This window comes from Oceanobacillus senegalensis (genome assembly GCF_900176885.1).
Lineage (GTDB): Bacteria > Bacillota > Bacilli > Bacillales > Amphibacillaceae > Oceanobacillus > Oceanobacillus senegalensis.
Genome location: NZ_LT839648.1, coordinates 2,288,903 through 2,313,936, shown reverse-complemented (window position 1 = coordinate 2,313,936; position 25,034 = coordinate 2,288,903). Strand labels below are relative to the sequence as shown.

The 25,034-nt window shown below is 35.6% G+C and carries 17 protein-coding genes; 10 read left to right on the top strand and 7 right to left on the bottom strand.

Annotated features, from left to right (window positions below):
• Nucleotides 1-561: 561 nt before the first annotated feature.
• The 4 genes from CAO17_RS11210 to CAO17_RS11195 all read left to right on the top strand — a co-directional run bounded on the left by CAO17_RS11210 (nucleotide 562) and on the right by CAO17_RS11195 (nucleotide 8,199).
• On the top strand, nucleotides 562-3,444 hold the full coding sequence (locus CAO17_RS11210) for a 2-oxoglutarate dehydrogenase E1 component (protein WP_085994465.1): 2,883 nt from the start codon (nucleotides 562-564) through the stop codon (nucleotides 3,442-3,444).
• On the top strand, nucleotides 3,431-4,681 hold the full coding sequence (gene odhB, locus CAO17_RS11205; protein ID WP_085992842.1) for a 2-oxoglutarate dehydrogenase complex dihydrolipoyllysine-residue succinyltransferase: 1,251 nt from the start codon (nucleotides 3,431-3,433) through the stop codon (nucleotides 4,679-4,681). The genes CAO17_RS11210 and odhB overlap by 14 nt, the downstream gene beginning before the upstream one ends.
• Nucleotides 4,682-5,465: 784 nt before the next feature.
• A complete protein-coding gene (locus tag CAO17_RS11200; protein WP_085992841.1) occupies nucleotides 5,466-6,755 on the top strand; it encodes an NCS2 family permease in 1,290 nt (429 codons plus the stop codon).
• 253 nt (nucleotides 6,756-7,008) lie between these two features.
• Nucleotides 7,009-8,199, top strand: coding sequence for a NupC/NupG family nucleoside CNT transporter (locus CAO17_RS11195; protein ID WP_085992840.1), 1,191 nt, complete (start codon nucleotides 7,009-7,011; stop codon nucleotides 8,197-8,199).
• Between the two features lie 113 nt (nucleotides 8,200-8,312).
• Here the strand turns inward: CAO17_RS11195 and CAO17_RS11190 are convergent, their stop codons facing one another.
• Nucleotides 8,313-9,677 carry an MATE family efflux transporter gene (locus CAO17_RS11190; protein WP_085992839.1) on the bottom strand — a complete coding sequence of 455 codons (1,365 nt, stop codon included), beginning with the start codon at nucleotides 9,675-9,677 and terminating at the stop codon, nucleotides 8,313-8,315.
• 103 nt (nucleotides 9,678-9,780) lie between these two features.
• On the opposite strand from CAO17_RS11190, the gene CAO17_RS11185 reads away from it, so the two are divergent.
• A complete protein-coding gene (locus CAO17_RS11185; RefSeq protein WP_085992838.1) occupies nucleotides 9,781-10,851 on the top strand; it encodes an undecaprenyldiphospho-muramoylpentapeptide beta-N-acetylglucosaminyltransferase in 1,071 nt (356 codons plus the stop codon).
• A 78-nt stretch (nucleotides 10,852-10,929) separates the two neighbouring features.
• Here the strand turns inward: CAO17_RS11185 and CAO17_RS11180 are convergent, their stop codons facing one another.
• From CAO17_RS11180 to CAO17_RS11160, 5 genes are all read right to left on the bottom strand, one after another.
• Complete coding sequence (locus CAO17_RS11180) at nucleotides 10,930-12,084, bottom strand: Ger(x)C family spore germination protein (RefSeq protein ID WP_179151938.1); 1,155 nt, start codon at nucleotides 12,082-12,084, stop codon at nucleotides 10,930-10,932.
• Complete coding sequence (locus tag CAO17_RS11175; protein ID WP_245831826.1) at nucleotides 12,077-13,177, bottom strand: GerAB/ArcD/ProY family transporter; 1,101 nt, start codon at nucleotides 13,175-13,177, stop codon at nucleotides 12,077-12,079. Before CAO17_RS11175 ends, CAO17_RS11180 begins: the two co-directional genes overlap by 8 nt.
• A gap of 26 nt (nucleotides 13,178-13,203) precedes the next feature.
• On the bottom strand, nucleotides 13,204-14,706 hold the full coding sequence (locus CAO17_RS11170) for a spore germination protein (RefSeq protein WP_085992834.1): 1,503 nt from the start codon (nucleotides 14,704-14,706) through the stop codon (nucleotides 13,204-13,206).
• A 438-nt stretch (nucleotides 14,707-15,144) separates the two neighbouring features.
• Entirely contained in the window at nucleotides 15,145-15,624 is a 480-nt protein-coding gene (locus CAO17_RS11165; RefSeq protein WP_245831825.1) for a GerAB/ArcD/ProY family transporter, read from the bottom strand.
• A gap of 26 nt (nucleotides 15,625-15,650) precedes the next feature.
• Nucleotides 15,651-17,153, bottom strand: coding sequence for a spore germination protein (locus tag CAO17_RS11160; protein ID WP_085992834.1), 1,503 nt, complete (start codon nucleotides 17,151-17,153; stop codon nucleotides 15,651-15,653).
• A gap of 575 nt (nucleotides 17,154-17,728) precedes the next feature.
• Between CAO17_RS11160 and CAO17_RS11155 the strand changes: the two genes are divergently transcribed.
• The 5 genes from CAO17_RS11155 (at nucleotide 17,729) to CAO17_RS11135 (ending at nucleotide 24,213) form a co-directional block, all read left to right on the top strand.
• Entirely contained in the window at nucleotides 17,729-18,949 is a 1,221-nt protein-coding gene (locus tag CAO17_RS11155; RefSeq protein WP_085991018.1) for an ISL3 family transposase, read from the top strand.
• A 127-nt stretch (nucleotides 18,950-19,076) separates the two neighbouring features.
• Entirely contained in the window at nucleotides 19,077-20,624 is a 1,548-nt protein-coding gene (locus tag CAO17_RS11150) for an NADH dehydrogenase subunit 5 (protein WP_085992833.1), read from the top strand.
• Complete coding sequence (locus CAO17_RS11145) at nucleotides 20,609-23,197, top strand: DUF2309 domain-containing protein (RefSeq protein WP_245831824.1); 2,589 nt, start codon at nucleotides 20,609-20,611, stop codon at nucleotides 23,195-23,197. The genes CAO17_RS11150 and CAO17_RS11145 overlap by 16 nt, the downstream gene beginning before the upstream one ends.
• 138 nt (nucleotides 23,198-23,335) lie before the next feature.
• Nucleotides 23,336-23,707, top strand: coding sequence for a Na-translocating system protein MpsC family protein (locus tag CAO17_RS11140; protein WP_085992832.1), 372 nt, complete (start codon nucleotides 23,336-23,338; stop codon nucleotides 23,705-23,707).
• Nucleotides 23,708-23,745: 38 nt separating this feature from the next.
• The gene (locus CAO17_RS11135) at nucleotides 23,746-24,213 is read left to right on the top strand and encodes a hypothetical protein (protein ID WP_085992831.1); all 468 of its coding nucleotides are present in this window, start codon (nucleotides 23,746-23,748) and stop codon (nucleotides 24,211-24,213) included.
• 157 nt (nucleotides 24,214-24,370) lie between these two features.
• On the opposite strand, the gene CAO17_RS11130 is transcribed toward CAO17_RS11135, so the two are convergent.
• A complete protein-coding gene (locus tag CAO17_RS11130; protein ID WP_085992830.1) occupies nucleotides 24,371-24,925 on the bottom strand; it encodes a beta-class carbonic anhydrase in 555 nt (184 codons plus the stop codon).
• Nucleotides 24,926-25,034 lie beyond the last annotated feature (109 nt).

Here is a 25,034-nt window from a genome sequence, read left to right as displayed (position 1 = left end):
TTTTAGTTAGTTTATTTTGGTTTAACGTAGGTCGTTAACCGTTCGCTTTCGCTTTTTTATCTAGCTCAAGCGACCAACGACTAGCGTAACTTCCTTCACCTCCGTACGATAAGTCAACATCAACTCGCTTTATCTCCTTCGGCTCAGTCCAGTTCGTACGTCGTTAACCGGCCGCTTTCGCTTTCCTATTTACTGGTTATCCTTTGGTACTCCTGGTTTTGATTCGTATCCGGAGCAAAAGATTGCTACAAGAAAAGCTAAAGTTACACCTAAAATTAATGCTAACCCCATATGTATACCTCCTTTTGATTATACAATTGACACCCCTATTACATTATAGTATAAATCAAAATGGTTTCTATGTTAACTAATAATGGTAATTCTGATATAATATCGAAAAAATATTAAAGTTTTCGTGAATATAGGGTGTAATTACGATAATTCATTTTCTTTACAAATATCAGGTATATATATTGTTTATGCATTAAAAATGAGGTATATTATTTGGTAAGGGCAATATATAAAACATTAACCGTTTACATGAAACGGGTAAAGTATTTTATGGGGGTAATCATCGTGGTAGTAGGATTGGAAGAGTCCACTAGGAGATTTTGGGAGCAGTTTTATGGCCCTAATATGGGGTACGTCGAACAGCAATACGAATTATACAAACAAGATCCAGAAACTGTCGAACCTTCCATTAGAGGAATCTTCGATAAATATGGTGCGCCTGAATGGCTATTTCAGGATAATGAAAATAATGAGAAAACAGCGGCATCAGTAGTGTCGCCAAATCTAGATGTCCAAAAGCTTACCTCAGCATTCAAACTTGTTGAGGCTATTCGTCGTTACGGTCATTTAGAAGCTAATATATACCCAGTAGGACAACATAGAAACCCAAAAGCAAGTGAAATTGATCCAGAAACTTATGGATTAACAGAAGAAGACTTGAGGAATTTACCTGCTTCTTGGATTTGGGATAAGGCTCCAGCTGATGTGAAAAATGGATTAGATGTATTTAAAACACTTAAAAAATATTATACAGGTACAATGACGTATGAATATGATCATGTTAATAATGATGATGAAAGAAAATGGTTATTTGAATTAATTGAATCTGGTAATGCTAGATTAGAATTATCTAAAGATGAAAGAAAAGAATTACTAGAAAGCCTAGCGAAAGTGGAAGGCTTTGAAACGTTCTTACACAAAACATTTGTTGGTCAGAAGCGTTTCTCTATTCAAGGGTTAGAAGTAATGGTACCGATGCTCGAAGAACTTGTTAAGTATGGTAAGGAAGATAAAGTAGAAGACATAATGATGGGAATGGCACATAGAGGTCGTCTAGCTGTTCTTGCGCAAGTATTAGGAAAGCCATACGATAAGATTTTTTCTGAGTTTCACTATTCACCGAATAAAGAATTAATTCCATCTGAGGGTTCACGAGGGATTAATTATGGTTGGACTGGAGATGTGAAATATCATTTCGGAGCACAAAAAGAAGTAAAAGACGGAAGCGATATAACTAGAGTTAGACTTGCACATAATCCTTCTCACTTAGAATTTGTTAACCCAATTGTTGAAGGTTTTACAAGAGCCGCACAAGATAGTCGTGACGAAAAAGGGTTACCAAAACGTGATGTGAATAAAGCATTCAGTGTTCTGATTCATGGGGATGCTGCCTTTATCGGAGAAGGTGTAGTTGCTGAAACGCTAAACCTTAGTGGATTGCCTGGCTATAATACGGGTGGTACTGTTCATATTATAGCTAATAACCTATTAGGTTATACAACTGACAGAGAAGATGGTCGTTCAACACGATATGCAAGTGATTTGGCGAAAGGTTTCGAAATTCCGATTATTCGTGTTAATGCAGACGATCCTATTTCTTGTGTATCTGCTGTGAAGATAGCTTATGAATATCGTAAAAAATTCAATAAAGATTTCTTAATAGACTTAGTTGGATATCGTCGCTATGGTCATAATGAAATGGATGAACCAAGGACCACACAGCCGAGATTATACCAAGATATTGACCAACATCCTTCTGTGACTAATGTTTATGCTCAATCACTTGAGAAAAATGGTTACATTGAATCAAGTGAGTTCAAAAAAATCACAGAAAAAGTGGAGAAGGGTTTTCGTGATATTTATAATGGAATGATTGAAAATGAAGATATAGATTTAGAACCTCCATATATGCCGGAAATTTTAAAAAATGGATTAAATAAGTTTGATACTGCAGTAGATTTAGATACATTAAAAGCATTGAATAAAAACTTATTAAAACGACCTGATGGATTTAAAGGATTTAAAAAAACAGAACGAGTTCTAAAACGTCGTGAGAATGCGTTAGAACAAGGCAATAAGGCTGACTGGGGAACAGGAGAAGCTTTAGCATATGCATCCATCCTAAAAGAAGGTATTCCGATTCGTATAACTGGTCAGGATACAGAACGTGGTACATTCGCTCATCGTCACATGGTGCTAAACGATGTGCAAACTGGTGAGAAATATTGTCCATTACATGGTATTGAAGATGCAAATGCATCCTTTGAAATTCGTAATAGTCCACTTTCAGAAGTCGGAGTGCTAGGATTTGAGTACGGATATAGCATTCAATCACCGGAAACACTTGTTATTTGGGAAGCTCAATTTGGAGATTTTGCCAATGTTGCACAGGTAATGTTTGACCAATTTATCTCCTCTGCTCGTGCCAAGTGGGGTGACAAATCAAATCTAGCTATGTTGTTACCACATGGCTATGAAGGACAGGGGCCAGAACATTCTAGTGCACGCCTAGAAAGATTTTTACAAATGGCGGCAGAAAACAACTGGATTATTGCTTACCCGTCATCATCTGCACAATTCTTCCATTTAATGCGCAGACAGGCGAAATTAGGTGAAGATAATATAGCTAGACCACTTATTGTAATGACACCGAAGAGTAGCATGATTCGTAATCCAAGAATGGCATCTACTGCTGAAGAATTTACAGATGTTAGCTTCCAGACTTTAAGAAATCAACCAAATTTAAAAGTTAATAAAACAGCAAAACGTCTCCTAATCGGAAGTGGAAAGATTATGGTTGATTTAGAAGAAGCAATGGATAATTCTGAAGAAAACTTTGATTGGTTACGTGTATTACGACTTGAACAAATTTATCCATTCCCTAAAAAGGAATTAGAAAATATATTAAAAGAACTTCCAGAACTTGAGGAAATTGTTTGGATTCAGGAAGAACCAAAAAATATGGGTGCATGGGATTTTGTAGATGATTACTTAAGAGAACTTATGAAGGATGGACAAAAATTACGTTACATTGGCCGTCCAGATCGCTCGGCACCAGCAGTTGGTTTACCTAGTATTCATAAATATGAACAAAATGAAATTTTACAACAAGCTATTAACCCTGAAGGAGGAAATTCCAGTGCAAGAAATTAAAATTCCAGAACTCGCAGAATCCATCACAGAAGGTACTATTGCAGAATGGCTAGTAAAAAAAGGTGATAAAGTTGAAAAAGGAGATGCAATTGTAGAATTAGAGACAGATAAAGTAAATGTTGAGGTGAACTCCGACTTTTCAGGCGTTATTACTGAAATTCTTCAAGATGAAGGTGATGACGTGGCAGTTGGTGACGTCATCGGTAAAATAGATGAAAATGGTACTGCCGGATCTGTTGCACCTGCAGAAGAAGCGCCTAAGAAAGATGAGGCTAAAGCTGGGGCAGAAGAATCGAAACCAGAATCTACTGAAACGGAAGAATCAAACAATACTAATGTAGACGTTATTGCAACACCTGCAGCAAGAAAACGTGCTCGTGAGTTAAATATCGATTTGAGTGCAGTAAGTCCACGTGATCCATTAGGTCGTGTTCGTCCAGATGATGTAGAGGCAGCAGCACAGGCAGCATCTGCGCCAAAGCAAGAAAAGCCTGCTAAGAAAGAAAATCCAGCACCAGCTAAAAAGGAATTTGACAAACCGGTGGAGCGTGTGAAAATGACACGTCGACGTCAAACGATAGCGAAAAACCTAGTTTCCGTTCAACAAGAATCTGCCATGTTAACCACTTTCAATGAAGTAGATATGTCAGCAATTATGAATTTACGGAAACAGAGAAAAGATAAATTCCTTGAAAAACATGGCGTGAAACTTGGATTTATGTCATTCTTTACAAAGGCAGTAGTAGGCGCATTGAAAGAATTCCCACTACTTAATGCGGAAATTCAAGGTAATGAGCTAGTTATTAAAAAATTCTATGATATTGGTATTGCTGTATCAACGGATGATGGATTAGTGGTACCGGTAGTACGTGATGCGGACCGCTTAACGTTTGCGGGAATCGAACAAGAAATTGCTAATCTTGGTAAAAAAGCACGTGATAATAAGCTAGGATTAAGTGACCTACAAGGTGGAACATTCTCTATCACAAATGGTGGTATTTTTGGTTCCATGATGTCCACACCAATTCTAAATGCGCCACAAGTTGGTATCCTGGGTATGCATAGCATTCAAAAACGTGCAGTAGTTATGCCAGACGATTCCATTGAAGTTCGTCCAATGATGTATTTAGCAGTATCTTATGATCATCGTATTGTTGATGGTAAGGAAGCAGTAAGTTTCCTAGTTCGTATTAAAGAAATGCTAGAAGATCCTGAAACATTATTATTAGAAGGTTAAATTGTTCATATAAAAAACCTCGTATCAGACCAAACGGTCAATACGGGGTTTTTATTTTGTCTTTTTGAATGTTTCTTTAGTACACTTTGTTGGTTTTTATTACGCAGTAGAAAGATGAAGCACACTAACTCGGTCGATTTTTTAGCTGACTGCTTTTTAATTGACATTAGTTTCCACTACATTCAGTCGCGAACCTATGGGCATGGTTTGAACCTCCATAGCGGAAGACCACCGCTTCGGAGTGTTTAGGCGCATGCTATTCCCACAGGACAAGGAAGACCAGGTCAGTATTACATCTTCGTTAGAAAATTGATTTTTATTTTCAAGGAGTAGACTTCTCCTCCTTCCAATAACCATTATTATAGTTAGAATAATAATAGAAGAATAATGCGCAGAAATAGCGGAGGAAATACACGGAGACTCCTGTGGGACGAAAAGCCTAGGTGAGTCTCTGGAGAGCGTTAGCTCGGAGGAGGCTCAGCAGCACCCACGGAAAGCGTAGTGTATTTCCGTAGCAGTATTAGTACACCAGTCATCTGTGACAGGTTACTGCACATTCTATACTACTTGTGCATAAACAACAATTGTTTAGAAAACAGCCCTTTTAAGGAGAATACATAGTAAATTTAATAGCTTTTACTAACGGATAATCGAAAAAACTTGAGTTTTGTCATGAAATCTTATATTTTGTTATAAAATTTAATAATAAATTATTGAAAAAAGGTGAAAAAACGAATATCATAGTAAACGTTGTGTTAAAAATCCGGAAAGTAAGGTGTTTGTAATGGAGAAATTATTTAAATTAAGACAGCAACACACAAATATCCGAACGGAGCTTACGGCAGGTATTACAACATTCCTTACCATGGCATATATTCTAGTTGTGAATCCTGCGATTTTGTCTGGTGCAGGTGTTCCTTTTGAACAAGTATTTATGGCTACCGTTATAGCATCCGTTGTTGGTACATTATTAATGGGCTTTTTAGCTAATTATCCTATAGCAATTGCACCAGGAATGGGCTTGAATGCTTATTTTGCAAGTATTGTAGCAACTCAGGGATTATCTTATCAGGTTGTTTTTGGTGCTGTTTTTCTAGCAGGTCTCTTATTTATATTATTAACATTTACGAATTTAAGGGAAACATTAATCTTTGCCATTCCAGATACCTTAAAATATGGGATTACTTCGGGAATTGGTCTTTTTATTGCATTTGTCGGTTTGAGAAATTCAGGTATTGTTGTGCCCAATGAAGCTAATATAGTCGGATTAGGTGATTTAACTGACCCAATGATTATACTGTCTATTGTTGGTTTATTTATTACCTTAGTACTGTATATTTTAAAGGTTCAAGGAGCATTATTTTTTGGAATGGTTCTAACTGGAATTATTGCATTTTTTACTGGTCAACTACATTTTGATGGTGTAGTATCAACACCTCCGACCCCGGTTTTTTTCGATTTGGATCTTGCTGGAGTGTTTTCTAACGGTCTTTATGCTGTTATTTTTGCCTTTTTATTAGTAACCCTTTTTGATACGACAGGTACGATGATTGGTGTTGCTGAGCAAGCAGGGTTTATAAAGAATGGTAAAATGCCACGTTCTAAAGAAGCGTTGTTAGCTGATGCAACAGCAACAACAGTTGGGTCCATGTTTGGCACTAGCCCTTCTACTGCATATATTGAGTCAAGTTCTGGAGTTGCAGCGGGTGGAAGAACTGGTTTGACATCTGTTGTAGTTGCAATACTATTCATTGTATCTATTTTCTTCACTCCTATTATCGAAGTGATTGCAGGAGTTCCCGCAATCACAGCTCCTATTCTAATTATTGTTGGAAGTTTTATGATGGAGGGATTAGCTAAAATAAATTGGAGACAATTTGATGAAGCATTCCCAGCATTTGCGGTTATCCTAATGATGCCTTTTACATCAAGTATTGCTACAGGAATTGCTGTTGGATTTATATCTTATCCATTACTGAAATTAGTAAGCGGAAAAGGGAAGGACGTCCATTGGATAATCTATTTGTTTGGATTCATTTTCCTCATACAAATGGTATTTTTCCCAATGCATTAAAGGAACGGTACTAATGTGCGCTCGTGAGAATGAAATTATCCATTTGGATGATACTGTGATACTTTTGCCTCAGTAAATAGATACCATTTGTATTTGTTTACTTGAGGCAGTTTTTAATTCAAGAAGAAACAACCGGAGAGAAGATTCTCTATTTTTGGTTGTCCACCAAATTCTGTTCAAGATTTATATTAATACATAAGATTATGGGGTATAACTAAAATGTTAACTTACATCAAAATAGGGAGGATTATTTGTGGATATTATTCTAGGTATTATAGCAATCATCGTAGTACTAGGGCTTGCATACTTGTTTTCAAATGATAAAAAGCAAATAAATTATAAAGGCCTTGGCGTTATGTTACTGCTTCAAATTTTGACAACTTGGTTTATGTTAAATACGGGTATTGGTGCAGCGATTATTAATTGGATTTCTGCGATGTTTAATAAGCTAATCGAATTCGGTACGGTGGGTATAAATTTTGTGTTAGGAGGATTTACATTACAAGAAGGTGGTGTATTCTTCTTTAATGTACTACTGTTAATCATTTTCTTTGCAACACTACTCCAAGTACTTACTTATTTACGAATTTTACCATTAACCATTAAATATATTGGTGGATTCCTTTCTAAAATTACTGGTGTCCCAAGAATAGAATCATTTAACGCAGTAAATAGTATCTTTTTTGGTCAATCAGAGGCTCTTATTGCTATACGATCGCAATTTCACTATATAGATGCCAATCGATTATTTATCGTTTGTGCCTCAGCAATGAGCTCGGTTTCCGCTTCCATTGTTGGATCCTATATCTTAATGTTACCGGCGGAATATATTTTAGTTGCATTGCCGTTGAATATGTTTAGCGCACTAATTGTATCTTCTATTATGGCACCAGTTAAAGTTCCAAGAGAAAAGGATAAGGTTGATATTAAAAATGTATCAGATGATAAAAGTGTTTTTGAAGCGATGGGGAATGGTGCTTTAGAAGGCGGAAAAATTGCACTCATTGTAGCTGCCATGTTAATCACATTTATTGCATCATTAGAATTGGTTAACTGGCTGGTACAATTAGTATTTGCTGATTTAACCTTACAAGAAATTTTAGGTTATATTTTTGCACCTTTTGGGATTCTTATGGGGATTCCAATGAACGAAGTGGTAGATGCGGGTGCAATTATGGGTACAAAAATTGTAACCAATGAATTTGTAGCTATGCTTGAATTTCAGCCTATGCTAGAGTATATGTCTGAAAAAACGATTGCTGTTGTAACGGTCTTTTTAACAAGTTTTGCAAACTTCTCTTCCATTGGTATCATTGCGGGATCCGTAAAGGGGATTGATAGTGAAAAGGCATCTATTGTTTCCGGATTTGGAATGAAATTATTATTTAATGCTATCCTAACATCTATTCTTTCTGCAACGTTTGCCGGATTATTTATTAGCTAGATCATATTGATAATATTTGGAGCTATTGAAACATTCTAACGTTGTTGTTTTTAGCATACATCCATTCATGAAGATAAGAAAAACTCATCAGCATATCCATCTGATGAGTTTCGTTATTGTGTAGCTGTTTCTTTTTTCTTATACCTATTTTGTAATACAAATAGTCTCCATAAAAGGGCGATGGCTCCTGTACTTAAGCCAACTGTAATTCCAACCCAGTAGCCAAACGCTTCAAGTGATGTATAATTTGCTAACAACCATCCTGACGGGAGACCGATAAGCCAGTAGGAAACAAGGGCAATGATAAGTGTGATGTTTACATCCTTATATCCTCTTAGTGCACCTTGAATTGGTGCGCCAAAGGCATCTGCTAGTTGGTAAAAAATCGCAAAAATGATAAACTGTGTTGTTAATTCAATGACTACAGGGTTTGTATTATATAAAGTAGCAACAGGTTCCCTTAAGAAATATAGTACCGACCCATTTAAGATTGCGATAAAAATTGATCCACTGATTCCTATATATGCATATGTTCTAGCTTCTTTGTACCGATTGGCACCAATTTCAAAGCCAATCGGTATGGTTAGTGCCATACCAACACTTAATGGAATCATGTACAGTAAGGATGCAAAATTCATGGCAGCCTGATGTGCTGCAATTGTATACGTTGTGTATACACTCATTAAAATCGTTACAGCAGAAAATATACTCGTTTCAAAAAACATCGCAAAACCGATGGGTGCCCCAATTTTTAACTGTTCCAACCAGCTTTTAAATTGTGGCTTTGTCCAGTTTGAGAAAATCTTATATTCACGGAATGGTTGCAGTTTATGAACGATGGATAGACTAATTAAACAAACCACCCAATAGGTAAGCGCTGTTGCAATACCTGCACCAATTCCTCCAAGTGCCGGAATCCCAAGCTTTCCGAAGATAAAAATATAATTGAAAAAGAGATTAATTGGTAATGAAATGAGAATAGTCATCATTGAGATACGTGTTTGCCCAAGTGCATCTATAAAATTTCGAAGGGAACTATAGATAAACAATGGAATAATTCCTATCCCTAAGGTAATAAGATAGTATTTAGCAATATGTTGAACTTCTGATTCCAAATCCATTAATCGCAAAATAGGATCTAACACTATTCCACCGAGAATCATGACGATAATTCCAAGTGCTATAGATAAATAGATGCTTTGCTGAATTTTTTTTGGAACCAGATGATTTGCCTTGGCACCTGTAATATGGGCTATAATAGGAGTAATTGCTAAAAGGATACCATTTATTGCTGTAAGTACGGGTACCCAAAGACTTGATCCAATGGCAACGCCAGCTAAATCTGCGGCACTAGCTCTTCCAGACATGACGGTATCAAAAAAATTCATTAAATAGATACCGATTTGTGTTATAAGAATGGGTACCAAGATAACAGCAAATAATTTCAGTTTTTCACGCAATGTTGTAGTTTCATACATAAAAACCGCTTCCTTTTAGTGTATTCTGCAAAACCAAAATAATGGGAGCATAAAGCATATTATAACGTTAATTACCTAATTGGGGAAGGAAGGACGTACATAAATGAATAGAAAAAGAATCTTATTTACCGGTGGTGGAACGGCAGGACATGTTATTGTCAATCTCGCCCTTATTCCTTATTATCGAGAAAAAGGTTGGGAGATTGACTATATCGGATCATATAATGGGATTGAACGTGATTTAATCGGACAAATGTATGGTGTTACATATCATCCTATTTCTACTGGTAAATTGCGTAGGTACCTATCGAAAGAAAATATGAAGGATCCATTTAAAGTGTTGAAAGGAACAATGCAGGCTTATAACATTATTGGAAAACGGAAGCCCTCTGTCATCTTTTCGAAGGGCGGATTTGTATCTGTTCCTGTAGTAGCAGCGGCAAAACTAAGAAGAGTGCCCGCGGTTATTCACGAATCAGATTATACGCCAGGTCTTGCCAATAAATTATCTATTCCATTTGCAAGGAAGGTCATTGCAACCTTTCCTGAAACCATGAAATATCTGCCAGAAGAAAAATCAGAATATGTGGGAGCAGTGATTCGTGAGGAATTGTTTCAAGGGGATAGAGAGAAAGGCTTAGCATATGCAGGGTTATCCAAAGGAAAGCCTGTGTTACTGATTATGGGTGGTAGTGGTGGCTCGCAAAAAATTAATGACACGGTAAGAGAAAGTCTATCAGAGCTTTTAAATAACTTTCAAATCATTCATATTTGTGGGAAAGGTAAATTAGATGACACCTACCAAAAAAAAGGGTATGTTCAATTTGAGTATATCCACGATGAATTAAAGGATATTTTTGCTGCAACGGATTATGTATTATCACGCGCAGGTTCTAATGCTATTTTTGAATTTTTAGCATTACGAATCCCTATGCTATTAATTCCTTTATCTAGGGAAGCGAGTAGGGGAGACCAAATTATTAATGCAGAGTCCTTTGCAAGTAAAAACTATGCACGTGTATTGGAAGAAGAGAATTTAACAAATGAGCAATTAGTTCGGGAATTAAATCGCCTGAAGGAATATGCACCAGTCATGTTAGATAAAATGAAAGAATATCATAGTGAAAAATCACGTGACAGAGTCATTGAAATCTTAAAAGAAGTTAGCCTGTAAAATATCTTTTATAAAATGCAAGCACAAGGGAATCCAATTCTCTTGTGCTTGATCATTCTCTTCAAGTATCCCCACATATTATTTAATTGTTCCATAATTCATCAATTCAACATGAACATGAAAGTTAACATGAATATTAGGAAATTTTTCCCGCCATTCTTTTTCGGTCAATTTCCCATCTTTTGTATTTGCGCGATATAGTTTACCATAACCAAATGGGTCGGATTTCGCATCTTGTGTTTGTTTTAAAAGTTCTTCATATTCAGCTTTTACTTCCTTCTCCATTTCCCTTTCAAAGATATCTGCAACATGCGAATTTTTAATACTCACCGTTTCGGTTGCCTCCATTAGGTCTACTTTCAAATGGATGTCAGTATGATATGTTAGGTTTTTAACATCTTTTACTTTGGTTTTGCTATTTCCCTTTACTACCCTTAAATGGAAGGATATTTCATCATTATTATCGTTTTTACTGTTTCCTTTATCTCTTCCTCCATATTCTACAATATATTTCTTAAATGGCTCACGAGGTAATGTAATTTGCATCGGGGTGTTAGCTAATTTGTTTCGGAAAAGGTTTATTAATGTACCTTGATGTAAGGTGATATCGGCAACATAGCGGTATCCTTGAAATAAAGCAATACCTACTATCCTAGGTTCATTTTCTCTTAAACCAACAATTGGTAATATCCCATCTTGACCGATTGTTTCCGTCCTTCTTGTAAAATCATGTACAACAATGGGAACCATTTTTCCTTCTTCCACTTCCTTATTAATAAGTGTATCAAGGTAGTTCCCGATTGTTTTTGATTTTGAAGAATCACTATGAAATATTTCTTTCGCTGTTGTTTCACTAACCAAAAGTTTCATGGTATCGGATGCTAGAGCATCACGTACGGATGAACTTAAATAAGGGGCAATCCCTTGCTGTGCCACTTCCTTACCAAATATCTCTATATTTAACTGACCCTCAACAAGTTCATAGGCTGTTCTGTATGATGCCTCTTCACGGGCCCCCTTTAGTGTATCGCCAATTCCTGTGAGCGTTGTATATAAATCATCAGATTGCGGATCAAAACGGATTACATTTAATGTTTTCTCCAATCGGTTATCTTCGGTAAAGTCTATTCCACGTCCACTGATAACTGCCAATTCTTCTATCGTTTGTTCTGGTATACACCCTGTTAATAAATAAGAAAGGACAAATAAAATCCCAATGTATTTACTACGCATGTTTGTTACTCCCTTTTTTTCTGTGCCATCTTTTTTTAAACAATACAATAGGTAATAGTAGAAATGGATAGACATAGACGATCCATAATCCAAATTGAGCGGATAGGTCAATTATTTTTTGAACACGAAAATGTTCATCAGCGAAAATAGATCCGAATAGTAGAATACCTGAACCAATATATAAGGTTGTTTTTTGTTGAACATTATAAAGTCGTTTCATTCCATAGGTCATAGCCCACATGAGTAGAATCATATTTGGGATCACAACCATCATCCATTCGGCAACAACGATATAATCAAATCGCTCGATAAATGTCAAATTTTGCGTTTTAAATAAACCTAGTACAGCCCATTCTCTTCTTAAGATTTGGTAATAACTATAATATCCGATAACTAACATAGTAACTAAAAAAACGAGGAAGGTTGTCCACCCAACAGCCAGAAAGCTTGGAAGTTTTAATTTTTGCTTGTTTGAAATAAATGGATAAATGACTAGGAGGATTTCAAATCCCATAAAGGTATAAGCGCTTAGTTGAGCCCCTTTCAATATTTCGGTAAACGAAGATACAAACATTGGTTGAAAATGAGTAATATCTATATACAAAGCAGGTTGAATTAGTAAGAAAAAAATCCAATGAGAGGTAAAAAAGAAAAGGACACAAACTCCGACAATGACGCGAATTCCTCCTTTAACACTATAAATAAGTAATGATAAGAGTAGGACCCCCAACGAAAAATTACTAATAGTAGGAAAGATAAAGACCCTTATAACTTCCATATACGTGATGAGAACAGAGAATAAGGTTAAACCAAAATAAAGGATATAAACAGAACCCAGAATCTTACCTAACCATTTTCCAAAAATATCCACTTGAATACCATAAATATCAGCATTTTTATATTGTTTAAGTATCGCTAGCATAACGATAATAACAGCAACAATATAAAGGAAGGCAATGAGGATGGAAATCCAAGAATCTTGCAGGGCTTCTTGATAAACGATTCTTGGAAATCCCATAATCCCTACCCCTAGTTGAATGGAACTTAAAACAAAAAACAAATAAAAAGCACGTATTTGTAGGTTTTTCTTCATTTTCACATTAATATCCATACATCCACCTACTCATCAATATCTTTTTTCTTGGTAGACTTCTCTTTTCTGTAACGGATTAAATCTTTAGGACGGTAAGACTTAAAGCGCTTGTTTTGATAGCTGGCTGGTAATCGGAAAAAAACTTTATTAAAATCTTCCCACACAATTGGATACAGTGGGGAAAGATAGGGTCTACCAAGAGATGTTAGCCTTAATAAATGGATAATGAGAAAACTTACTCCATATATGAGCCCGACTAGACCAAGTAGTCCTCCTAGTATAATCAAAGGAAATCGGATGACTCTTGCCGTAGTACCCATTAAATAATTCGGTGCAGTAAAAGATGCTAAGGCACTTAAGGCGACAAATATAATTAGCACATTACTTGTAATCCCTGCTTGCACGGCAGCAGTTCCAACGACAACACCACCAACAATACCAATCGTTTGACCAATTTTAGTTGGTAACCTTGCACCAGACTCTCGTAATAATTCAATCATAAGCTCTAGGAACAAAGCTTCGAGTATAGGAGGAAATGGCACAGCAGCCCTTGACTCTCCTAGATTAATTAATAATGGAGTTGGAATGATTTCATAATGAAATGTAACGGCAGCCACATAAAGTGGAGTGAAAACCGTTGAGAGAAAAAAGGAGATAAACCGTAAAAGTCTCAAAAAACTACCAACATTCCACCGCATGTACAGGTCTTCCGTAGATTCAAAAAAACTAAAAAAAGTAGTCGGAGCAATGAGTGCGGTTGGACTGTTTTCCACTAATACCCCGATTCTTCCTCTGTTAATATCATAGCTGAACCGATCCGGTAATTCGGTTGTCAAAAACTGTGGAAATATAGTCAGGGACGAATCCTCTAAATACTGTAATAAAACAGAACTATCATCTACCACATCAATTTCTAATTCCTCTAACCTTTGTCTAAACGTGTTAATATCGGTCTTATTGGCAACGGATTTTAAGTAAATAAGACGGACTTCACGAGGCTCCCTCTCTCCAATCATGTATTTCTCTAATACAAGATCTTTTGACCTAATGGTCCAGCGAATAATATTTAGATTGGTCACCATGGATTCGGTAAAACCAATTTTTGGACCTAGTACTACCGATTCTGTTTCGGATTGTTGTAAGGCACGCTTTTCCTTTTTGGATATTAAGTACTCAACGACCGTATTTTCTCCTTCAATATAGATAAATACGCCGCCAATTAAAAGTTTTTTCAGAATATCATTTAGCTTTTCAACAGTTTTACCACTACCTAAAGGGATATTATTTAAAATACTTTGATTTGTCCATTCCAACTTTTCATCTAGTAATGGCTCTAATAAAAATTCCTCTACTTTATCCCCTTCGACTTGGTAAGCAATATAAAACACAATCACCTTTTTATTTTGTTTTTCATATATGGAGATGCTAAGATCGGGATTACTCGGAAATTCCGATTTTAATATTTTCTCAAATTCCTCTATTTTTAATGGGAAGATATTTCGATTTTTATTAAATTGACTTCTTTTCATAATGAGATCCTCCGCATAGTCAAGCGTTATTGGTTTAGTATGCGAAGAATAAGCAAAAATATGATAAGACATCTTCATTTGACTTAGAACGTATGGTATGTTAATTGATAAAGGTTAGTAAGTAAGTGAAGTAATATATTAAATTGTTGTATAACGGAATGTTTCAAATTTTTCCGTTTTAGTGGCTTGACATTTTATTAAATATTAGTTATTCTTATAGGTATAAATTTTAGTCATAGTATTCTTTAGCATCAATTCAATTCATCTTGAGTTTATGAAAAAGTAATTCTATTTGAACTAGTTGTATTTACATCGTGCTAATATAGTTTATAATGGTAGACTTTTAAAAAATATTTTATTAGTTAAAAGTAAACCGACAATTTTCTTAGTTAATGGGAAAAACCATTAATTATAAAATTGTCGGTTTTTTTATTTTCCTTAAGAAAGCAAACTAGTTAAAGAATTANTAAAAAAGAAAAGGACACAAACTCCGACAATGACGCGAATTCCTCCTTTAACACTATAAATAAGTAATGATAAGAGTAGGACCCCCAACGAAAAATTACTAATAGTAGGAAAGATAAAGACCCTTATAACTTCCATATACGTGATGAGAACAGAGAATAAGGTTAAACCAAAATAAAGGATATAAACAGAACCCAGAATCTTACCTAACCATTTTCCAAAAATATCCACTTGAATACCATAAATATCAGCATTTTTATATTGTTTAAGTATCGCTAGCATAACGATAATAACAGCAACAATATAAAGGAAGGCAATGAGGATGGAAATCCAAGAATCTTGCAGGGCTTCTTGATAAACGATTCTTGGAAATCCCATAATCCCTACCCCTAGTTGAATGGAACTTAAAACAAAAAACAAATAAAAAGCACGTATTTGTAGGTTTTTCTTCATTTTCACATTAATATCCATACATCCACCTACTCATCAATATCTTTTTTCTTGGTAGACTTCTCTTTTCTGTAACGGATTAAATCTTTAGGACGGTAAGACTTAAAGCGCTTGTTTTGATAGCTGGCTGGTAATCGGAAAAAAACTTTATTAAAATCTTCCCACACAATTGGATACAGTGGGGAAAGATAGGGTCTACCAAGAGATGTTAGCCTTAATAAATGGATAATGAGAAAACTTACTCCATATATGAGCCCGACTAGACCAAGTAGTCCTCCTAGTATAATCAAAGGAAATCGGATGACTCTTGCCGTAGTACCCATTAAATAATTCGGTGCAGTAAAAGATGCTAAGGCACTTAAGGCGACAAATATAATTAGCACATTACTTGTAATCCCTGCTTGCACGGCAGCAGTTCCAACGACAACACCACCAACAATACCAATCGTTTGACCAATTTTAGTTGGTAACCTTGCACCAGACTCTCGTAATAATTCAATCATAAGCTCTAGGAACAAAGCTTCGAGTATAGGAGGAAATGGCACAGCAGCCCTTGACTCTCCTAGATTAATTAATAATGGAGTTGGAATGATTTCATAATGAAATGTAACGGCAGCCACATAAAGTGGAGTGAAAACCGTTGAGAGAAAAAAGGAGATAAACCGTAAAAGTCTCAAAAAACTACCAACATTCCACCGCATGTACAGGTCTTCCGTAGATTCAAAAAAACTAAAAAAAGTAGTCGGAGCAATGAGTGCGGTTGGACTGTTTTCCACTAATACCCCGATTCTTCCTCTGTTAATATCATAGCTGAACCGATCCGGTAATTCGGTTGTCAAAAACTGTGGAAATATAGTCAGGGACGAATCCTCTAAATACTGTAATAAAACAGAACTATCATCTACCACATCAATTTCTAATTCCTCTAACCTTTGTCTAAACGTGTTAATATCGGTCTTATTGGCAACGGATTTTAAGTAAATAAGACGGACTTCACGAGGCTCCCTCTCTCCAATCATGTATTTCTCTAATACAAGATCTTTTGACCTAATGGTCCAGCGAATAATATTTAGATTGGTCACCATGGATTCGGTAAAACCAATTTTTGGACCTAGTACTACCGATTCTGTTTCGGATTGTTGTAAGGCACGCTTTTCCTTTTTGGATATTAAGTACTCAACGACCGTATTTTCTCCTTCAATATAGATAAATACGCCGCCAATTAAAAGTTTTTTCAGAATATCATTTAGCTTTTCAACAGTTTTACCACTACCTAAAGGGATATTATTTAAAATACTTTGATTTGTCCATTCCAACTTTTCATCTAGTAATGGCTCTAATAAAAATTCCTCTACTTTATCCCCTTCGACTTGGTAAGCAATATAAAACACAATCACCTTTTTATTTTGTTTTTCATATATGGAGATGCTAAGATCGGGATTACTCGGAAATTCCGATTTTAATATTTTCTCAAATTCCTCTATTTTTAATGGGAAGATATTTCGATTTTTATTAAATTGACTTCTTTTCATAATGAGATCCTCCGCATAGTCAAGCGTTATTGGTTTAGTATGCGAAGAATAAGCAAAAATATGATAAGACATCTTCATTTGACTTAGAACGTATGGTATGTTAATTGATAAAGGTTAGTAAGTAAGTGAAGTAATATATTAAATTGTTGTATAACGGAATGTTTCAAATTTTTCCGTTTTAGTGGCTTGACATTTTATTAAATATTAGTTATTCTTATAGGTATAAATTTTAGTCATAGTATTCTTTAGCATCAATTCAATTCATCTTGAGTTTATGAAAAAGTAATTCTATTTGAACTAGTTGTATTTACATCGTGCTAATATAGTTTATAATGGTAGACTTTTAAAAAATATTTTATTAGTTAAAAGTAAACCGACAATTTTCTTAGTTAATGGGAAAAACCATTAATTATAAAATTGTCGGTTTTTTTATTTTCCTTAAGAAAGCAAACTAGTTAAAGAATTAGGCTCTAAAATATATGTTGGGGTTTTAATAAAATTTAAGCATAAAAAAACACGCAAGCTCCTATATCCTTTAAACTTGAATTGACGAGAAACAAGTGGATAGGAGTTGCGTGTATATGTATTTTAACATGAAATTACCTGGATTAGAAGAAATGAAAATAACGAAAACAGAGGAGATAGAGGGATCCTTTCATATTCATGTTCAGTTGCCAAAAAAACCTCATAAATGCCCTTCTTGTGGGGAGATAACAGAGCGTATTCATGATTATCGAGTGCAAAAAATTCAGCATTTAAAATTGTTTGAACGTAGAACCTATATTTTTTATCGTAAGCGTCGTTATAGGTGTGAGTGTGGAAAGAGGTTTGTAGAAAACAATAATATTGTCTATCGTTATCAGCGACATACGGTGGAATGGAATCAGGCGTTAGGTTTTCGAGTGATAAAGGGGAAGAATTTCAAGGATACTGCTGCCCAATTTCATACGTCATCCAATACAGCTATGCGACGTTTTGATAACGTATCAGCTGGTAAATTACGTGAGGTTAAAGCTCTGCCACGGGTAATAGCGATCGATGAATATAAGGGCGATACAAATAAAGGTAAATATCAAACCATTATCGGTAATGGTGAGACAGGTGAGCCTTTGGATATTCTTCCTGATCGGTCCGTAAAAACGGTGAAAAAGTATCTACAGGAAAAGGGAGAAAAAGTAGAAATAGTCATTATGGATATGAGTCATAGCTTTAAATCAGCTGTTCAACAAGCATTGGGGAATCCTATTATTATAGCGGATCGATTTCATTTCTGTCGTTATATTTATTGGGCACTCGAACGTGTGCGAAGACGAGTTCAAAAAGAATTCCACCCTTATGATCGTAAAAAGTGCAAGCGAATGAAGCATGTATTTTATAAGCATTATGAAGCCCTTAGCGCAAAACAACATTGGTACTTAGAAAGATATTTAGGGTTATCAGAAGATTTGAGAACAGCTTATGGGTTAAAAGAATCTTATCGAACTTGGTTTGAAGAAGCAAAGAAAATAGGAAAAGATAATATGAAAGAGGTTAAAGAAGGGCTGTATCAGTTTTATACGCAAGTAAAAGATGCGGGTTTAGAGGAATTTGAAAAAGCGATACAGACGCTACAAAATTGGCAACCTGAAATATTGAACAGCTTTGCCTTTGGGTATAGTAATGGGTTTATTGAAGGATTGAATAATCAAACAAAGGTTATCAAGAGAAATGCCTTTGGATTCAAGAGATATGATCGATTGAGATTAAGGGTATTATTACACCATCAATTTAAATCCGTAGCCAATTCAATAGGTTAAAGGGGTAGGAGCTAATAGCCCCACCCCAACATTTGACTTAGAACCAAGAATTAGAAAGTACATCGATTTTAGCTAGTGTTAATGCGAAAAACCATGTTTTCCACTATCAATTAGGAGGGGGTTTGTAATGCAAGGTTCATTGGAATATACAGTGTTTCCAATATTACTTTTGATTTCGTTCTCACTGTCTACCGTAAGCGGCTTATCTTTATTGAATCCAAAAGTCCCGCTTAAATATGTTCGGTTACATATAGGGGTTATTGCTTTATCACCGATAATAGCTTTATTTGCGCTATTTTTCAGCCATAATAAAGAACTGTTAATGGGTCCCTTGAGCTTTAATACATTATCTTGGTTAGTTGTGTTTTTTGTTCAAATTATAGGTCTGATTGTACAACGTTATGCAGTTTATTATTTGCTCGGTGATACTAAATATCGAAATTATTTTTTGTTATTAACCCTTTTAACAGTGTCCGGTTCAGTTGCGTGGCTGAGTAATGATGGTCGTATGCTACTGGTTTCATGGGGGCTTGTACTAGTTGTCTTGTTTAATCTTATTCGATTAAATTCTGATTGGGAGGTTGCTAGAAAGGCTGCACAATTAAGTGGGAAGGTATTTGCACTCAGTTGGTTATTTCTTTTTGTTACAATACTATGGTTATCCATAACTACTGGTAACTGGCAATTATCAACTGTTTTAAGTGAAAACAATCTAATACAGCTTGCTTTATGGGAAAAGACAGGAATCGGTTTACTCCTTATAGGATCGGTTATTATTCCCGCAGCACAATGGCCATTTCACAATTGGCTGTTAAGCACTGTGGTAACTCCTACTCCAGTCTCTGCAGTAATGCATGCCGGGATTGTGAATGCGGGTGGAATTATATTAACCAATTTTGCGCCTTTATTTAAAGGTACTGCTGCTCCATTTATTTTATTAATAATTGCTAGTATTTCTGTTCTAATAGGAACGGGAATAATGTTAGTTCAAGTTGATTATAAACGCCAATTAGTTGGTTCAACGATTGCACAAATGGGATTTATGTTGATTCAATGTGCATTAGGAGCTTATGTAGCAGCTATTACACATGCAGTCTTACATGGCATGTTTAAATCTACTTTATTCTTAAGATCTGGAACCATTATCCATCATGAACATCCACATATTGAAAGAAATACTAATTCTCATAGATATATGGCAATACTCGGTATGGCTTTGGGGATTTTAATAGGGGTTGGATACTGGAAGTTTGCCTCTTGGCAAGGATACCATCTAATAAGCGCCATTATCATTGGCTGGTCTTTTAAAGTTGCTTGGAATCAACTCCTACTAGTTAAAGGTCGATTTGGTAGTTTAATAGGTGTTTTAATGGTAGTCTTTGCCGGTGTATTTTTTATGATTACCCATAAACTATTTGGAAGTTTGTTGGCAGAAAGTGTACATATGGTAAATCAACCTACAAATGCAGCAATTATTTATATGGTAATCCTTTTGTTATTTGCCGGTGTAATGGGAATATGGTTAACGTATCGCCAATCATCAAAATTATACACCATCATTTACCTCTGGTTGGTACGATTAGGCGAACCTAACTATAACTCTATTGAAAGTCATCCATACTATTTGACTCGATTACTATCTAAAGGAGGTCCAATGAAGTGGAAGCAACATTAGTTAGAAGTCCGCAAGTTGATTTAAAAAAGATGGTTGATTTAGCATGTGAAGTTATTGCTCCATATGGTCCCATCGATACGTTTGCTGCAAGAAATCCGTGGGATGGGATGGGAAATAAACCATTTGAAGAGGTTGCTCGTTATTTACAGGAAATACGTGGTATCGATATGTTACCTGACGATTCTAGCATTCAATTGGCACGGAACCAAGGGAAAATTGATTTAAATTTCCTTGGAGAAAGTATTCTTGAATGGTTAGATAAAGAATCTCTTCATATTCCGCAAGATGTTCAACAGAAATATTGTTGGTCCCGGTTATTTAATGAGAAACAGCAACTATCTTATAACAAGTCAGATTTGGAAAATACAGTAAAACGTTTTAGTTCTCTTAACTTGAATCATGATGATTCTATTGTAAAAAACCATAGCCAATGGTTAGTCAATTTAGGAGATAGCACAGTAGAGAATGAACTAAACTATCAAATGATTAAGTGGTGTAAGCTTTTCTTGGACAAGTCCCAGGCACTATGGTCCATGCCTTTTCGTAAAGAAGGTTTTTACCAAGCCTGGAAAAGCCTAGTTATACATGATCCAACGATTGAATCCTCAGTTCGTAAGCAATTTAAAGGGATTCCACAAGATGCTGAACAAGCGTTGACGGATGCATTGAATTCTCTTCATATTTCACAAGATGATGTTAAAGGGTATCTAGAATCCCATTTACTTGCATTACCTGGATGGGCAGGAATGATGCTTTGGTATTCACAACAACAATCGAATGCTAAAGAGTTAGTAATGGAATATTTGGCTGTTCGAATCACATTAGAAAGTGTGTTAGTGAAGCCATATCTACCTCTACCTACAATGAGGAAGGAAGATAACCTCATTGAAAGCCTGATCCTTTCATGGCTACATTGGGGTAATATGCCAATAAACGAATGGTCACAGCTATCTTCCTCGGAACAAGAAGATAGGTTAGTATTAGCAAATAGGTTTGATCTAATTGTTCAACGCAATCTTTGGCTCCAAGCGTGGGAAAAAACGTATGAAAAGCATTTAAAAGAGAAGGTATTATCTAAATATAAAAAGGGTTACAATGATAGGGCTATTTCAGCGCAATTTGTATTTTGTATTGATGTACGATCTGAGCCTTTTCGACGTGAATTGGAGAAAGCAGGACCTTTTGAGACATTTGGAACAGCTGGATTTTTTGGTTTACCAATAGAAACTTGTGAACTAGGAAGTCACCATACTCATGAATCGTTACCGGTTATGAATAAACCCAAGGTAAGGGTAAAGGAAACGATAGCGGACTCTGAGTTAAATCAATATACCGTACGGAAAGAAGCTATTGGTTTACCAAGTTCTAGTTTTAAAGTACTGAAGCAAGATTTACTTTCCAGCTTGATGTTACCTGAAATTAGTGGTCCTTGGTTAACGTTAAAAACACTAGCACAAAGTTTTATGCCAAATTATACTGACAATGCCATGCGAACGTTTAAAGAAAAGGGTTTACGTAAGCCTAACGTTAAGCTCACACTTAATCACATAGATAATCCGATGAAGGAGAGTGAGGAATTACCTATTGGATTTACGAAAGAAGAGCGTGTGTCATATGTTTATCAAGCTTTAAAAACGATGGGACTAACAGATAACTTTGCTCCCCTCGTAGTAATATGTGGACATGGCAGTCGTAGTGTCAATAATCCATATGCATCATCATTAGACTGTGGTGCTTGTGGAGGTGCCTCAAGTGAATTTAATGCAAGGGTTTTGGCATCTTTATGTAATCTTCCGCAAGTTAGGGAGGGGTTAAAAGATCTTGATATTCAGGTCCCAAACGAAACGGTGTTTGTTGCTGCAGAGCATATTACATCCATGGATGAATTACGTTGGCTTTACGTTCCGGATCTTTCGGAGAGTGCAAAAGAATCTTTTGAACAGATCCAAACCATTTTGCCGGTAGTTAGTGATGAAGCGAGTGCTGAACGTGTCCCTAAATTACCAAAGGTAGATATGTCGTTATCAAATAAAAACTCGGAGGCTAAGCGGCGAAGTGCAGATTGGAGTGAGGTGCGGCCGGAATGGGGATTGGCAAGGAATGCCGCTTTTATCATCGGGAAACGGGAGCTTACAAAAAATTGTAATTTGGATGGAAGAGTCTTTCTTCAGAATTATAATTGGGAGCAAGATAGAAATGGTGATATATTGTCTAGCATTATTCAGGGCCCCGTAACAGTTGCACAATGGATTAACCTCCAATACTATGCTTCCACTGTAGTTCCTCATTATTATGGTAGTGGTAATAAAACAACGCAGACTATAACAGGTGGAATAGGAGTAATGCAAGGGAATGGAAGTGATTTATTAACCGGTCTACCATGGCAATCAGTGATGCAATCTGATACAGAAGCTTATCATGAACCAATACGTTTGTTAGTAATGATTCAATCACCACGATCATATATCGTACGTTTGTTAGATGAAAATCCTTTATTTTATCAAAAAGTACAAAATGAATGGATTCGCCTAGCTTCCCTTGACCCGAATGGAAAATGGGAAAGTTGGTCTTAAGACTCCCACTGAGGGCGATTGCGTGTGAGGTTCATGCATTCTATATATTTTTTAAACAAATAACAATCTCTGGGAAAATTGCCTAAAAATAAATTTTTGAGCAACTAAATAAAAAATAGATGAAAGAAGGGATAGTTGATGGATAAGGGTAAATCGAAAGGAGCCCTGGAAGCCGAAATTAGTAAATCATTAACACATTGGGAGAAAAATTTTCTAGGTCGTGGATCGATTGCTGTTAAATCGGATATATTACGAGATCTAATTATTGTCACGTTAAAAGGAATATTAACTCCCGCTGAACATTCATTATGTGACAATAAAGATGGGTTGCTATCTATAAAAAGGTATCGAAATAGTCTCGTAGAATCAGGTGTCGATCAATTAAAGGAAATGATACTAACCATTACCGGAATGGAAGTATCTAGTTTTTATACGGATATTAGTACAAACTCAGGGGAGAGAATGATGATATTTAAGTTAACGGAGGACCTACAAAGTAAGTTATCCTAACTACTTTACATCGTTAATTCATACAAGAGGTGATATGGTTGAATACAAATAAGTCAAAAAAGATATTATTTATAACTGGAATGAACCCCAAAATGAAAGATTTGATTGAACGGGAAATGAAACATTTTAATTTGGAAAAGGCCATCATTCTACAACGGTATCAAGCGGAAATGTTACAGCCGTTTGGTGACTTCATGAGAGATATATTGTTTGCTGTTTATCAAGAAAATATCGATACTATTTACATTGTTGAGGATAGTAATAGTTTTACACGTGAAAAGGTTAATAAGGAATTACAAGAGAAAATAGAGGCAACTCATTCAACTCACATGGCGGATGACAAAAGAAAGAGTTTAATCAATTGGTTAATAGGGAATCAAGACGCTAAAATGCAAGATATGGTAAAAGTTATCCAAGAATATCCTTTCATGCCATCTAACGTGGTTGTAAAGAAATTGTATATAGATAAGAATGAAATGAAACTAGTTGCGCTGCAGAATAATTAACTTGTCTATTCCTTGTGAGGTGCAATATTTTAACTGTTTTATCATGTAATATGGAACGAATGGGTGACCTAAATGATTAAAATTAGGTAAAAAACGCCTGGATTTTATTTATCCAAGCGTTTTTTAGTAAATCTTTTATTGTTCTAATGATATTTGTTTATTTATCTCTCGTAACAATATCCACTTTTCCTGTCCCAGGATCTATTACCAGTCCATGGACCTTGATATCTTTTGGTAAAAGCGGATGATTACGAATAATGTCAACACTTTGAGATACAGATTCTTCTACCGTTTCAAAGCCATGGAATTCGTCATGAAAGTCGATTCCAGAATGTTTTAATGTGTCTATGGTTTCCTGGTCTATCCCTCGATTAGTCATGTTTTCCGTCAATGCATCAATATCAACTTGTGACATTCCACAATCATGGTGTCCGATAACGATGACTTCTTCAGCCTTTAAAGAGTAAATGGCTACCAATATACTTTTCATGATGCTATCAAATGGTTTACGAATAATGGCACCAGCATTTTTTACCATTTTCACATCACCATTTTGAATATTAAGTGCTCTATGTAGTAACTCAACCAGACGAGATTCCATACAGGTAAATACTACCATACGTTTGTTTGGATATTTATCTGTTTTGTAGGCTTCATACTCTTTGTTTTCTACAAACAGCTTGTTAAATTCTAGCATTTCATCCAAATGCATTAAATCAACTCCAATCCATGTTCCATTTTTCAGATATTAACCTTATTGTGCGACTAACTTATCAATATGTCAATTTGTTTTTTTAAGATAAATTTACTGAATTGTAGTA

Excerpts from the sequence above, each read along its gene's own strand:
- CAO17_RS11210 (WP_085994465.1), top strand. The coding sequence starts at position 562 with ATGGGGGTAATCATCGTGGTAGTAGGATTGGAAGAGTCCACTAGGAGA.
- CAO17_RS11200 (WP_085992841.1), top strand. The coding sequence starts at position 5,466 with ATGGAGAAATTATTTAAATTAAGACAGCAACACACAAATATCCGAACG.
- CAO17_RS11190 (WP_085992839.1), bottom strand. The coding sequence starts at position 9,677 with ATGTATGAAACTACAACATTGCGTGAAAAACTGAAATTATTTGCTGTT.
- CAO17_RS11185 (WP_085992838.1), top strand. The coding sequence starts at position 9,781 with ATGAATAGAAAAAGAATCTTATTTACCGGTGGTGGAACGGCAGGACAT.
- CAO17_RS11180 (WP_179151938.1), bottom strand. The coding sequence starts at position 12,084 with ATGCGTAGTAAATACATTGGGATTTTATTTGTCCTTTCTTATTTATTA.
- CAO17_RS11175 (WP_245831826.1), bottom strand. The coding sequence starts at position 13,177 with ATGAAGAAAAACCTACAAATACGTGCTTTTTATTTGTTTTTTGTTTTA.
- CAO17_RS11170 (WP_085992834.1), bottom strand. The coding sequence starts at position 14,706 with ATGAAAAGAAGTCAATTTAATAAAAATCGAAATATCTTCCCATTAAAA.
- CAO17_RS11160 (WP_085992834.1), bottom strand. The coding sequence starts at position 17,153 with ATGAAAAGAAGTCAATTTAATAAAAATCGAAATATCTTCCCATTAAAA.
- CAO17_RS11150 (WP_085992833.1), top strand. The coding sequence starts at position 19,077 with ATGCAAGGTTCATTGGAATATACAGTGTTTCCAATATTACTTTTGATT.
- CAO17_RS11140 (WP_085992832.1), top strand. The coding sequence starts at position 23,336 with ATGGATAAGGGTAAATCGAAAGGAGCCCTGGAAGCCGAAATTAGTAAA.
- CAO17_RS11130 (WP_085992830.1), bottom strand. The coding sequence starts at position 24,925 with ATGCATTTGGATGAAATGCTAGAATTTAACAAGCTGTTTGTAGAAAAC.